Annotated in this window: 15 protein-coding genes, 1 tRNA gene and 1 other RNA gene; 1 reads left to right on the top strand and 16 read right to left on the bottom strand. The window is 69.1% G+C overall.

The features are described 5' to 3' along the window. Positions 1 to 69 precede the first annotated feature (69 nt). Positions 70 to 168, bottom strand: an RNA gene (gene ffs / locus AB0D31_RS22990) — signal recognition particle sRNA small type. A gap of 72 nt (positions 169 to 240) precedes the next feature. Here ffs and AB0D31_RS22985 point away from each other — a divergent pair. Beyond that, positions 241 to 328: transfer RNA gene (locus AB0D31_RS22985), tRNA-Ser, on the top strand. A 63-nt stretch (positions 329 to 391) separates the two neighbouring features. Here AB0D31_RS22985 and AB0D31_RS22980 read toward each other — a convergent pair. From AB0D31_RS22980 to AB0D31_RS22910, 15 genes are all read right to left on the bottom strand, one after another. Further along, positions 392 to 1,678 (bottom strand): site-specific integrase, encoded by a 1,287-nt coding sequence (locus tag AB0D31_RS22980; RefSeq protein ID WP_362726140.1) that lies wholly within the window; start codon positions 1,676 to 1,678, stop codon positions 392 to 394. 10 nt (positions 1,679 to 1,688) lie between these two features. Beyond that, a complete protein-coding gene (locus AB0D31_RS22975) occupies positions 1,689 to 1,916 on the bottom strand; it encodes an excisionase family DNA-binding protein (RefSeq protein WP_362726137.1) in 228 nt (75 codons plus the stop codon). A gap of 273 nt (positions 1,917 to 2,189) precedes the next feature. Further along, the gene (locus AB0D31_RS22970; protein WP_362726134.1) at positions 2,190 to 3,737 is read right to left on the bottom strand and encodes a YfjI family protein; all 1,548 of its coding nucleotides are present in this window, start codon (positions 3,735 to 3,737) and stop codon (positions 2,190 to 2,192) included. Next, positions 3,734 to 4,660, bottom strand: a complete 927-nt coding sequence (locus AB0D31_RS22965) for a bifunctional DNA primase/polymerase (protein WP_362726131.1) — start codon at positions 4,658 to 4,660, stop codon at positions 3,734 to 3,736. The genes AB0D31_RS22970 and AB0D31_RS22965 overlap by 4 nt, the downstream gene beginning before the upstream one ends. An 85-nt stretch (positions 4,661 to 4,745) precedes the next feature. Next, positions 4,746 to 5,021 carry a hypothetical protein gene (locus AB0D31_RS22960; protein WP_362726128.1) on the bottom strand — a complete coding sequence of 92 codons (276 nt, stop codon included), beginning with the start codon at positions 5,019 to 5,021 and terminating at the stop codon, positions 4,746 to 4,748. 22 nt (positions 5,022 to 5,043) lie between these two features. Beyond that, the gene (locus AB0D31_RS22955) at positions 5,044 to 5,340 is read right to left on the bottom strand and encodes a hypothetical protein (protein ID WP_362726126.1); all 297 of its coding nucleotides are present in this window, start codon (positions 5,338 to 5,340) and stop codon (positions 5,044 to 5,046) included. Further along, positions 5,337 to 5,936 carry a hypothetical protein gene (locus tag AB0D31_RS22950; RefSeq protein ID WP_362726123.1) on the bottom strand — a complete coding sequence of 200 codons (600 nt, stop codon included), beginning with the start codon at positions 5,934 to 5,936 and terminating at the stop codon, positions 5,337 to 5,339. The genes AB0D31_RS22955 and AB0D31_RS22950 overlap by 4 nt, the downstream gene beginning before the upstream one ends. Positions 5,937 to 5,953: 17 nt before the next feature. After that, positions 5,954 to 6,136 (bottom strand): hypothetical protein, encoded by a 183-nt coding sequence (locus AB0D31_RS22945; protein ID WP_161244336.1) that lies wholly within the window; start codon positions 6,134 to 6,136, stop codon positions 5,954 to 5,956. A gap of 3 nt (positions 6,137 to 6,139) precedes the next feature. Next, a complete protein-coding gene (locus AB0D31_RS22940) occupies positions 6,140 to 6,433 on the bottom strand; it encodes a hypothetical protein (RefSeq protein WP_362726120.1) in 294 nt (97 codons plus the stop codon). A 139-nt stretch (positions 6,434 to 6,572) separates the two neighbouring features. After that, on the bottom strand, positions 6,573 to 8,750 hold the full coding sequence (locus tag AB0D31_RS22935; RefSeq protein WP_362726117.1) for a cell division protein FtsK: 2,178 nt from the start codon (positions 8,748 to 8,750) through the stop codon (positions 6,573 to 6,575). A gap of 98 nt (positions 8,751 to 8,848) precedes the next feature. Then, on the bottom strand, positions 8,849 to 9,235 hold the full coding sequence (locus tag AB0D31_RS22930; RefSeq protein WP_362726114.1) for an RRQRL motif-containing zinc-binding protein: 387 nt from the start codon (positions 9,233 to 9,235) through the stop codon (positions 8,849 to 8,851). After that, positions 9,235 to 10,134 (bottom strand): DUF2637 domain-containing protein, encoded by a 900-nt coding sequence (locus AB0D31_RS22925; protein WP_362726111.1) that lies wholly within the window; start codon positions 10,132 to 10,134, stop codon positions 9,235 to 9,237. The genes AB0D31_RS22930 and AB0D31_RS22925 overlap by 1 nt, the downstream gene beginning before the upstream one ends. After that, entirely contained in the window at positions 10,131 to 10,784 is a 654-nt protein-coding gene (locus tag AB0D31_RS22920; protein ID WP_362726109.1) for a GGDEF domain-containing protein, read from the bottom strand. Before AB0D31_RS22920 ends, AB0D31_RS22925 begins: the two co-directional genes overlap by 4 nt. Beyond that, entirely contained in the window at positions 10,781 to 11,098 is a 318-nt protein-coding gene (locus AB0D31_RS22915; protein WP_362726106.1) for a hypothetical protein, read from the bottom strand. The genes AB0D31_RS22920 and AB0D31_RS22915 overlap by 4 nt, the downstream gene beginning before the upstream one ends. 90 nt (positions 11,099 to 11,188) lie before the next feature. Then, positions 11,189 to 11,965, bottom strand: coding sequence for a DUF4097 family beta strand repeat-containing protein (locus AB0D31_RS22910; protein ID WP_362726103.1), 777 nt, complete (start codon positions 11,963 to 11,965; stop codon positions 11,189 to 11,191). Positions 11,966 to 12,271 lie beyond the last annotated feature (306 nt).

Genomic DNA, 12,271 nt, shown 5'->3' with positions numbered 1-12,271 from the left:
GATCCCCCAGCGGCCTCAGTCGGCCGCAAGTGCGCCCACGCAGGGGGAGTGGACCCGCACCCGCGCGAAAAACCAAGCGCCCCCCACGCACCCGCCAGAGCCAACTTACCCTTGCTGCCTTCCGGCCCTGGGGGAGTTCAGTCAGATAGCGCCACGTGAGGGGCTGCGCTCAGAGTACCCGATCCCCGGACCGGCGAACGAGTTCGCGAGCACCCCTCAACGTCTTGTATTGTTTGCCGCGGAGGATTCGCCTAGTGGCCTAGGGCGCACGCTTGGAAAGCGTGTTGGGGGCAACCCCTCACGAGTTCGAATCTCGTATCCTCCGCCATTGCTCTCACCGGGCAATACGTCGAAGGGCCCCGCAGTTCGCTGCGGGGCCCTTCGTCGTTCCTCAGCTCCCGTTGTCCTGGTCTTTGTCCACAAGGCCCTTCTGCGCGGGGCCCCAGATGGCCTCCGCGATCTTCTGCGCCACGTCTTTCAACATGGCGTCGGGAACGTGCAGGTACCGCGCACGCATCCGGGAAGACGTCCCCGGCTCCCAACCCATGATCTGGTCGATGACGCGGTCCGGAACCCCTAGCAGCATGAGCACGGTGGCGGCCGTGTGCCGTGCGTCGTGCAGACGCGCGTCCCTCACCCCGGCGTCACCGATGAGCTTCTTCCAGTCGTGATAGTCCGTGTTCGGACTGAGCGGACCACCGAGCGGCTTGGTGAACACGTACTCCGACTCAGTCCACTGGTCGCCGGCCGCCTTCCGCTCGCGGGCCTGCGCCTCCCTGTGCGCCCGGAGCATCCGGACCAAAGGACCAGGCAAGGGCACCGCACGGCGTCCCGCGCGTGACTTGGTGTTCTTCGTCTCACGCCGGACCTGCTCGCGCATAGGGCAGTAACCGGCCTTCCGCCCACACGGATCGGCCTCCTTGCATCCGTGTGCGTACTTCGGCCGCAACCGGTTCCTGCGCAGCTTCAGATACTCGTGATCCAGGTCCACATCAGCCCACCGGAGCCCCAGGGTCTCCCCCTGGCGTAGGCCGAGCGCAAGGGCAAGCATCCAACGAGCGCTGTTCCGGCGCTTGTTGACCTCAATCAGCAGGCTTTGCACCTCCTCAACCGAGTAGGGCTCGATCTCCTCTTCGGCCTCCTCTACCCGGGGCGGCTTGGCCAGCGCGGCGGCGTTCTTCGCCGCATGGCCACGCCGTACCGCCTCACCCAGGGCGGTACGTGCGGTCCGGTGGGCCTGATGAGCCGTGGCGGGCTTGCTGCCGTTCGCCTTCATCCGGCGGTACAGGCTCTCCAGGTGTTCCGGCTCCAGGCGGTCGATCCGGTGTTTGCCGATGCCGGGAACGAGGTGCACCCGAACGGCCACCTCGTAGCCGTCATAGGTGTTCTCGCTGACGACTTCCTTGGCGATGTTCTCGACCCAGTGCCACAGCCACTTTTCGACCGTCCACAGCTTCCCGGGCTGCTGGGCAGTCCCCTGGTCGCGCTGCTTCTCCAGCCGCTTAACCTCGTCCTTGAGGAGGTCTTCTGAGGTGCGGGTGATGTGCCTCCGGTACGGCTCGCCGTTGTCCCGGTAGCCCATCGGCACTCTGGCGTGCCAGCGGCCATCCTTCCCGAAGTAGATCGCGGTTTCGCCGTTGGCGCGGCGGGTGCCCTTCTTCGCCTTCTTCTCTTCCACGGGCGTCCTCTCAGGCAGCGCGGTTCGCAGCGCGCAGACGGGCGACGAACTCAGGCACAGCCGTGGCCGACACCCGGCGCAAGCGGCCGAGCGGCACCGTTTCAAGCTGGCCGGTGCGGATGAGCTGGTAGCAGTACGTCCGTCCGATGCGGAGACGTCGGGCTGCCTCCTCCACTGTCAGGAGGGCAACGGTCGGGTCGTCGTCGGTGAGCGTCGCAGCACTCTCAGGGGTGTTCATGGGCTTCGCTCCTCTGTGGGGCGCCACAGAAACCGCGAAATACACAGAAAGCCGGGGCAGGTGGGCTGACCTGCGGGGATGCCGGTGGGGGCGAGTCGCCACAGAAACCGCAGGAAGTCCCACAGAAATAAGGAGCCGGGGGCGGGCTCGTATTTGTGTGGGACTTCCGTGGGTTTCTGTGGCAGCAGCACGCCTGCCGCTCCTGACGGTGTTTGTGCAGGTCAGAGGCGGGGCCGGGTTATTTCTGTGATTCTGTGGTTTCTGTGGCGGAGGTCAGGCGGTGGGTTGGCTCAGCTGGGGGTGGATGAGGTACCGCGGCGACGGTGGCCGGCCGCGTCCGCCGGTGCGGTGGACGGGCTGGGCTCGGATGTATCCGTGGTCTTCCAGCAGGTTCAGCGCGGGGTCGAGGTCTGCGACGGTGGGGAACTCTGAGCGGGAGAGCTTGGCCATGAGGTCGCGTTTGCTGATCTCGGTCCACTCGCTGGTGCGGAGCAGGTCATGGACGGTGCGGGCGCGGTTGGCCACGGGATCTGCGCCCATCAGGTCGAAGACCGCCAGGGCGTGGCCGGTGAAGTAGTCCGAGAGCTTGACCGCGTCGCGCATAGTGTCGGCGGTGATGGGCTGGGTGTGGCCGTTCTCGGTGTGCGTAGCCAGGTGCAGCAGTCCCGCGAGGCGGCAGGTCGCACCGCCCAACTTCGCGGCCCAGTTCCCGACATGACCAAGGTCCCCGCCGCGCTTACGCAGCCGCGGTTCTTGGCGGCGCTCGTAGGCCACCAAAGCGTCGTTAGCTTCGGGCGAGAGCTGTAGGACCGCCGGGTCTGTCCAGTCTGCGAGCGACATGGTCAGAGCGATGACGCGTTCCTCGTAGGTGTCGGCCACCGCGTCTGGGATCGTGTCGGGGAGGATCTTGCGATGCCCTACGAGGGAGGTGGGCAGCGAGTACAGGAAGCGGGCCAACAAGCCCCTGTCTCCTGCTCCCTTGATGCGGCCGATGTCCTCGATGACGGACGGCTGCACGGTCAGGCCCATGGTGAGCGCGGGCGACTCGATGAACTCCTCACGCCCACGGCGGTCCACGCGAAGCCGGTCCCCTGCCTGCCCACGGAGGAAGACCTCCATGTTCGGGGTCCCGGAGTAACGTCCGGCGATGATGTCGAAGATGCCGCCTTCCGCGCTCATCACGGCCAGCCTGCCGCCCTGTTCGGCCAGCAGCGAGGCAATGACTTCCGGGGTCGCGTCATCGGCCAGCAGACGGGGTTTGGCGGGCACGGTGAGCGACTCGGCGGTCTGCGCGAGGCTGATGGCCTCGGCCACGAGCTGGTCACGCTTGTCGGCCTCCGCGCGGGCCGCTTTGGTGGCCGCGCTCTCCGCGACCTCCTTGGCGAGCTTCGCCGTAATCTCCGCCTCGATGATGGTGCTGGCCGATGCCGCGGCAAGCAGGGCTTCGGACTTGTAGAGCGGGTTCGTCATCAGGGAGAACACGGCCGACTTCCGGTTGCCCGGCGGCAGCGCGACGACGACGAACGTGTTCGTGGGCTCCCGCCACCGGCCCCGGACATGCACCACAGCGCGGCCACCGGCAGCGGTCGACAGCACCGCGAGGGCGAGCGAGGCGGCCATGTCCACCGGGGTCTGCGTCTCCTCGGCAACGGCCCGCACGAAGTCCCCGAGCCAGGCCGGGAACACCTCCGTGGGAAAGGCGGGGAGTTCACGACGCGCGGTGAGCGGGATGGGGTCCTCCCACACCGGCTCTGCTCCGGGTTCCTCAACGAGGCTCAGCCCGGCCCACAGGTCCGGACTGTCCACAGGCTGTGGGCTCATGCCGCACTCGCCTCCCCCGCTCCGCCCCGGATCAGCCCGGAACGGATGGCGGTGCGGCACTCCCCGGCGGACAGGCCGATGGACTGCCCCGTACTCATCAGCTCCGTGGTGACCGCGGCTTCCGTCAGGTCCCCGGTGCGGATCAGCCTTGCGAGGGCGTAGGCGGCGAAGTACACCGAGCGATTACGACCGCCCTCACGGGCGGACAGCACTTTTTCCAGTTCCCCGCGCAGGGCGGTGGTGCTGTAGGCGGTGGCGTTGCGCATCCGGGCGGACAGCTCCGACAGCGGCATGGGGGCCGGTGCGGGCTGGGTGGTGATCAGGTCACTGAGCCACGCAGGGAGGGGGGCGGCAGGGGCGTCGTGAATGGCCTCATAGGCCCGGGTGCCGACCATGCTTCCGGCGCCGACCACGTACCCGCCCCAGGCTCGGGTATCAACCTTCCACCCCAGGCTGCCGCCCGTGCTGCGTAGCGTCTTTCCCTCGGGGGCGGTGAAGTACAGGTGCTGTCCGCCACGGCGGGTGCGCACGGTGTACGTCTCGGTCGGCAGCGGCTGGCCCGCTCGTTCGCAGAGGGCGGCGAACACGTCCAGCCCATCGGCCATGCCCGCCCACTCGGCCGGTGCGGTGTCGTCGGCGTTCTTGGGCAGGTCCAGGTCCACCACGACGAGATGGGCGGGGCCGGTGGCGATCCCGACGTTGTACGGGGCCGTGCCCCAGCAGGCGCGGATGCTGTCCGCGTCCAGGGTGGCGCGCTGCTCCGGGGTGCGGTGGCCCTTGGTGCACCGGCCGGTGCCGGGGCAGTCCCGTTCGGGGTGTCCGGCGGGCCGCTTGTCGCCAGGGCGCACGGGGAAGACGGGCCAGCCGCGCTGAGCGGCAGCGAGTGCGGCGCACAGCAGCGCCGGGGCATGGGTTGGTGTCATGCTGGGGGTTCTCCTGTTTCTGCGAAGGGACAGAGAGCCGGGGCGGTCGCGGTCTTGTGGTGAGAGGCGACCGCCCCGGGCATAGCTACAGGTCGGTCAGGGCGTCGGTGGGGATCTCGTACACGTCGATGACCTCGGACACGTTGGACCAGCGGCCCGGGGTGTGGTGGATGTAGGCGACGTGCAGCGCGGTCCCGTCGCGGTCGGTGGTGGCGTAGACGTTCACCGCGTCCACCGTGTCGCGACTCGCACGGGACCTGCGGATACCGGAGCGGGCCGCGTCCAGACTGATCGGCTCGGGCCGGTAATTGCGGCCGTCCACCTGGGTAAAGAGCGTCGCGGGCCGGGTGATGCTGTGCATGACGGGTGTCCTTTCTCGGGGATTAGAACGGCGGTTCGTCGGTGGCCCACGGGTCGGGGGCCGTGCCGGTGCGGCGCGGCCAGAGCGGGCGGCGCGGCAGGGGCAGCAGGAACCAACAGCAGGCCTCGTTCCAGCAGGTGCACGCGTACCAGTGGGTGCCCGCGTACTCGCCGGTCTCGGAGTCGCCGTAGTCCTCTTCGATGCCCCCGTCCCCCTCACACTGCGGGCAGTTGGGGCGGGGCGTGTCGGTCAGGATCAGGGCCGGGCTGGGCCAGGTCGCGCGCTGGATGCGCAGCCGGGGCCGGTAGCGGCGTTTCACAGGGACTTCCTTTCCGTAGCGGGCAGTTCGGGCAGCCCGGCCCGCGCGAGCTGGATGGCGTCGCAGCCGGGCAGGGTGGCGCGGGTGATCAGGGCCGTGGCGAGCTGTTCGGCGTAGGCGGCACCGGCGCGGGCGGACTCGATCTGTGCCCCGGCGCGCAGGGCTTCGACGCGTTCGACGTGAGCGTGCACGGTGTGCTGTTCGCTCATGTGCCGCTCGTGCGCGATGGTGTCGCGGCGGTCGGTGCGCCAGTGCCGGGCGGTGAAGCCGTAGGCGATGGTGGTGGCGAGCACCCACAAGAGCAGCGGGAGCGGCAGGCCATCGGCGTAGGCGGCAGCGCCGGTGAGGGCGAAGGCACCGGCGATGCCGTACCCGCTCGCTGCGAGAACGCTGTCTCCGGTCCGGCTCAGAGAGGCGCCGGCCGCAGCGGCACCGGCCGCAAGCACGGTCATCAACGCGGCGTTGCCGAAGCTGTGTTGGGCGCCGTTGGCGTTCCAGATCCGGGCCAGGATCAGCACGGTGGACGTGGCCACGGCCGGGGCCGCTTTGGGGGCGGCCAGGGCGAGCCAGTGGCGCGCGAGGATCGGTTCGTTCACGGCCGTTCCTTCCGGGATCAGTTGGGCAGGGCGTGAGCGAGAGCGGTCATGAGGCTGTTGACGGTGGGGGCGGCGCCGGTTCCCGCGAGGTAGAAGCCGAACATCGCGGCCAGGAACGCGGTGCCGTAGCTCTTGCTGGTGCGCAGAACGAGCACGAGCAAGATGCCGAAGATCAGCAGGAGCGAGATGGTGACTGCCATGGGTCAGCCCTTCTGGGTCGGCTTGAAGGCGGGTTTGCGGGGGGTGTTGGTCTGGCCTTCGCGGTAGATGCGGAGCCAGAGGTTGTAGAGGTGGCGGCCGGTGCGGATGCGCTTGCGCTCGCCCCGGCAGCGGCGGCAGGTCTTGCCGGGCTTGAGCTGTCCGCGCCGGTTCTTCTTGAGGGCGTAGCCGAAGCCCTTGCACTTGCGGCAGTCCCCGAATGGGCTGGACGCACACAGACTGGCATAACCGAGAGTGACTATGAGCAGGCAGGCGCTAGCAAGGAGGATGAGGGTCATGGGGTGCCCTTCCAGGCGGTTTCCGGTGTTTCCGCAGGTGGGGTGCTAGGTGCGAGATCGCTGATCAGAGCGCAAGTGGGGTGCTAGCGGGGGTGCTAGACCTAGCAGCGGTGGCCGCTAGGTCTAGCGCCCGTACGCGTCAGCTCCCGGACCGCTTTCCGTCACGCACCGTGACGGCTGTGAGGATGTCGGCGCGGGCGATGCCGCGGCGGGTGGTGCCCTTCCCCTTGTCGGTGGAGCCCCAGACATCCTGCGCGGCAACGCCGTGCGGCTTGAGGTTCGAGGTCACCGTCTCGGCCTTCCACCCGCCGTAGACCTCCGGGCGCAGGGCCGCGAGGCGGGTGGCGACCTTCTCGTTCCACACCTTGTCCTCATCGGCCGGCACAACGTTGAGAACGTCGGCCAGCAGATCGAACGCGGCCTCACCGCTCTCGGGTGCCTGCCCGATCGCGTGGCCGGTGACGTTTCCGTACTCCTCGCGCATCTTCCGCGCCCGGGCCACGACCTTCTCCGCGCCGACCGCGTCCACGAACGCGGACGCCACGATGCGCGGATCGTCGCCTTCACCGGCCATCCAGCAGATGCCGCGGTCGGTGCGGGAGAACATCGTGGCCCGGTATCCCGCCTTGTACATCGAGGTGCCGAGCACCATGTCGTTGGCGGGCTGGCCCATGACCTTGAGGCAGAACCGCAGCACCGCGTTGGCGGAGATGCCGGTGGGCAGGGACTTCGCGTCGGGCCGCTGCGTGCCGAACAGGGTCACCATGCCGAGCGCGGGACCGCGCTTGCACAGGTCGGTTGCGATCTCTTCGAGTTCCTTGCCGTACTTCTCGTGCTCGAAGGGGACTTGGCACTCATCGAACCCGGCGACGATCGGGTGCAGCCCGAGCGCCTTGTCGTTGGCCAGCTCTGCGGTGACCTTCGATTCCGGGCAGCGCGTGCGCGGCAGTGACTTGATGACCTTCGCCCGGCGGCGCAGCTCGGTGCGCAGCTCTCGCAGCGATTCGAGGACGTACAGGATGTCTTCGTCCTCGTCACCGGCGCGGTAGCGGTGACAGACCGGCTCCAGTGCGCCGAAGTCGCCGGTGCCCTTGAAGTCGAACGCGTACAGCTCCGCACGCGGGTCCAGGGCCGCGATCAGCAGGAACAGGCGCATCAGGAACGTCTTGCCCATGCGCGGAATGGAGCCGACCACAACGGACGCGAACATCAAGGTCACGGCGACATCGCCCATGCGCTGGTCGTTGCCGAACACGACGGGCTTGAACAGATCCACGCTGCCGGACTTGAGCAGCGGCCAGGCCGGTTTCGTGGTCTCGTTCATGGGCTTGTCGCCCACCCACAGGATCAGCCGTCCCTCATGCTCGGTCGGGTCGGCAGAGGGCCACACGCAGCCGACCTTGCGCCGCAGCCCGGACGCCAGGGGCTTGCGCTCCTCCATGATGTCCTCCGGGGTCACACCCCACGGAAGGTCAAGGTCAGCGCGGTATCCGGGCCCGTCGCGAGTGATCTCGGAGGTGAAGCGCATCCCGTTCATGTCGCCGCCCTTCTTGATAGCGGCCGACAGCTTCTGATTGCCGATGCTGTCCAGCGCACGCAGCACGATCGAGCCGGTGAGCTTCTGCAACTCGGTCTTCAGCACCGCCGGGCCGATCACCGGCTGGTCCTGGGGCGCGCCCCAGAAACCGGCGACCAGCACCGCAGCCGACGCCAGCACCGCGAGCCAGCCCGGCGCCATGACATACAAGGTCAGCGCGAACGCGGCACCGAACACCGCACCCACAGCGGTGACGAACACCCGCAGCCGCACCCGGCTGTCCCGCTGACGCGACAGCTTCAGGTACTCGACGGTGTTCTCCTTGTAGACCTCATACGCGCGCAGCGGGGCGGCTTCGGCGTCCCACATCCACCGGTTGGTGTCGCGGACCATGCGGGCCGCGCCGCGCGGGGCGTTCATCCCGAGCCGCAGCGCGTACCAGGGGGTGCGGATGCCATGAAAGCGGGCCGCGTAGAACGCGTTGCCGGCCGCGCGCTGAGTGGTGGAGACGAACCCCGGCTTCGAGGTCAGCCAACTCGGCAGGATCGGCAGCCGCTTGTAGGTCGTGATGCCCGGATCGGGAAGGCGGGGCGAGTCCACCGGCCGAAGCCGGGGCGACTCGTCTTCGTTGTCGTCCGCCTCCACCGGCGCGGCAGCAACGGGCGCCTTGGCCGCTTCCGGGGCGGGGGCGGCAGCGGGGCGTTTGGTGGTGATGTCGAAGACTTCGGCGTCGGGACGCTCGGGCTCTTCGGTCTGGCCAACCACGGTGTTCTCAGACACGGTTGATGTGCTCCCTCTGACGAGTGGGGTTGGAAGGGCCCCGGACGGTGCTTTGGCAGGCGAGCCGTCCGGGGCCCGCTGAGCGAAGTCGGGCAGGTTCAGGCAGCGAGCTGGGGGGCGTCCGCGCAGGTCACGCACATACCGAGCGAGGCGGGAATGCGGTATCCGGCATCCCGCCGGCACTCGGTGCAGACCCGCTGAGCGGCGTTCGCCTTGGCGAGCGCGGCCCACTTCGCGGGCGTCATCGGCCGGACCGGCTTCGCGCGGTCGAGGCGGTAGAGGTAGGCGACGCGGATCGGGCTGGCACCCTTGCGCCGGTAGCGGCGGGAGAACCAGAGGACCTGTGCGGCCACGTCCTGCCCGTCGGGGCGCAAGCCGCGGGCACGGAGCTGACGACGGGTCGCCAACCCGTCCGGAGCCATCCGCCACGGAAACGTGGGGACGCCATAGCGGGCTCCGGTCGGGTCGTAGAAGCGGGCGGCCATTACGCGGCGGTCGCCTCAGCACCGGCATTCGGTGCTGAGCGCTCGGCCTTGAGCGTGTCCCGCAGGAGTCGGCCCCTGGCCGACGACGTACGGACCGCCTTACGGATTGCCTCAGCCGTCAGCTCCGTGTCCGACCACTCAGCGGTGGCCGACCGGGCTTCGGCAAGCAGTTCGTCGGGGGTGCGCGTCGGGCGGGGGGTGCGAGCCGAGTCGGGGACCCGACCGGTTGCCCGGCGCGGGGCCGACTCGACAGCGGCCACCGGCCGCAGCGAGACCGGTTCAGTCGACGTCACCGGCTCGACTTCCGCGACCGGTTCGGCCATCGGCTCCGGGACGACTGCCGGTTCCGGTTCGGCCGACTGCGGGGCAGGGAGTTCGGTCGCCTCGGGCGGGGTCTCGGGTGCCGACTCGTGCAGGTCAGGCCCCAACCGATTTGTTGTCGTCTCTGCCGTTTCATCCTGATCTGTGATCGAGGCGGGGCGGTGGTGCAGCACCTTCGCCACGAGGTCCGAGCCGAAGAAAATCGACCCGACCGGCAGGGAGGTGGCGAGCAGCACCAGGACCCAGTTGGCGGGGGCCCAGTCGGCCAACTGCATCCGCTGTCCCCCGCCGTGCAGTGCGGGCACCAGCCCGTGCACGTAGTTGAGGACCAGCGACGCAGCCGTGTACCCGGCCAGCACGCGCAGCGCGAACGTCTTGTCGCGGCCGGTCAGTACGAGGGTGGCGACCAGCGCTAGGGCCATCAGGCCATCGACCACGAACGGATAGAGCAGAGCGGCCGTGGCGTCCGCGCCGACGGTGCGGGCCACGTCCCGCTGCGCGTTCCACGAGACGCGGAACGCCATACCGACCACGCCGACCAGAGCGAGAACCAGAAGGGTCTTCGGGGTGCGGTTCATGCCGCGCCCCCGATTCCGCCGGTGGTGCCACGGCGGCCGGCCCGGCGGCCGTTGACCGTCCCCAGGGTCGGGGCGACGCTCGGGGCGACGCTCCAACCAACCCCCGCCTGCTTGGCCCTGTACATCTCCTCATCCGCGCGCCGCAGCAGCGCGGACAGGTCGGCCAGCTCCGTGCGCGGGTCGATCCGGATGGTGCCGATCGACGCGGCCACGCCGAGCTGGGTGCCCTCGAAGGCCACGGGCCGTTCCAACCGGTCGGACAGCTCATACAGGGTCCAGTCGAATTCACCCGCGCTGTAGACGCTGGTGACCGCCACGAACTCATCCCCGCCCAACCGGGCCGCGAGACCACCGTTCTCGGTCGCCCACTCCTGGATGCGATGTCCGGTGGCGCGGATGACCGCATCCCCCGCCGCATGCCCGTAGGTGTCGTTGGTCTGCTTGAACCTGTCGAAATCCACGAAGTAGACCGCCAGAGGACCACCGTTCAGGAACTTGCTGGCCCGCTCCTCGAAGGTGTCCCGGTTCAGCAGACCGGTCAGCGGGTCACGGCGGGCCGAGGCGATCCGGCGCCGCATCCACAGACTGTGGATCGACCAGCCGGACGCCAGAGGCAGAGCAGCGGCCAGGGATGTCAGGATCTCGCTCATGCCGCTTCCTCCGTCCCAGCGGAACGGCCGGCAGAGCGGGCGGCACGCAGGAAGGGCACGGTGCGGGTGAGCGCGTCGGCGTACAGCGCGTCCCACGCCGCGATCTCGTCACCGCCCTCCCCCTGAGCGGCCAGCTCCGCGATGACCTCGCGGGCCACATCGAGGCGGGCCGCCCGCTCCTCGGGCGACTCCGGGGTGAGCGGGCCCCGGAACAGGTCCCGGTCAAGGCCGAGGGGCAGTTCGTCGAAGCCCAGGGCCAGTTCTTCGAACTCGATCGCGTTCAGCGCCTGGTGGCTGCCGATGTACGTACGCATGGTGGATCTCTCCTGAAGGCGAAGGGAACCGGGGCGGCCTCGGTCTTGTGGTGAGAGGCGGCCGCCCCGGCAGGAGGAAGGTTCGGAAGGTCAGCGGGTGCGGACGTGGCCGCTGACGCTGCGGGCGCTGACGTGCAAGTCGCGGCCGCCGTTGACGCTCACGTCGCCCGAGACGCTGTTAGCCCGCACGGTGCCGGACGCCCTGAGCGTCGCGTGCACGCTCACGTTTCCGGATGTGGTGATCAGCTCGGCGTCGCTGCCGCTGTACAGGTCCACGGAGATGTCTCCGGATACGGAGCGGGCCGCGACGTACTCGGCCACGCGCCACACGTTCAGGTCACCGGAAGTGCTGTACGCGGTCACGGTGCGGGCCCCGTCGGCGTGCAAGTCGCCGGAGGTGGAGCGGAACTCGATGCGGTCCACGTCTCCGTCCACGACAGCGTCGGCGGACTGGGAGACGACCGCGAGCGAGGAATTCGCCGGGAGCGAGACCCGGGCCTCGATCTCGCCGACCCGGGTCACCGTGTCCGTGCCCCCGCCAGTGACGACGCGGCCGTTGACGATGGTGACGCCGGTGACCGATCCATAGACCGTGCCCATGCTCTGCGTGATCCGGTTGCCCCGGACGCTCTGCATCATCACGTTGCCCCGGATCTCCGGGACCTCTACCGCGATGGTCTGGCCGTTCTCGGTGATGCGGGCCGCATTGACCACGTCGGCGGCCGGGCCCGACGTGTCGGCGGTCCGCAGTGTCACCCGAGCGTGGGTGAGGCTGTCGAGGACCTGCACGTGCACCCTGCCCATCGGCAGGTCCAGCCCCAGAACGACGGGACCGGTGGAGGTGGAGACGAAGGTGCGCTCAGTCATTGCCGATCTCCCTGTTTCGCGAAGGGAACCGGGCGGCCTCGGTCTTGTGGTGAGAGGCGGCCACCCGGCAGGGCCGGACCAGTGGCGGTCCGGTAGCGCCCCGGCCGGGAGTCGAACCCGGCCTACGACCATCGAGACGAACGAACGTTTGGACCTCCTCTGACGACGCTTGTGTGGACGTTGCTGCAAGGGGGACCAAGTCCCCACTCTCCGGCCGTTGCTCGCGGTCGCCGGGCCACCTCGCCAGTCGGGCCGGAGCCCATTGCGTCCTACCTGGCCTTTTGCGGGATTGCAGCGTCCCCGCCC

This window comes from Streptomyces sp. NPDC048361 (assembly GCF_040651795.1).
GTDB lineage: Bacteria > Actinomycetota > Actinomycetes > Streptomycetales > Streptomycetaceae > Streptomyces.
The sequence above is the reverse complement of the archived record's forward strand: the minus strand, read 5'-3'. Positions and strand labels throughout refer to the sequence as shown.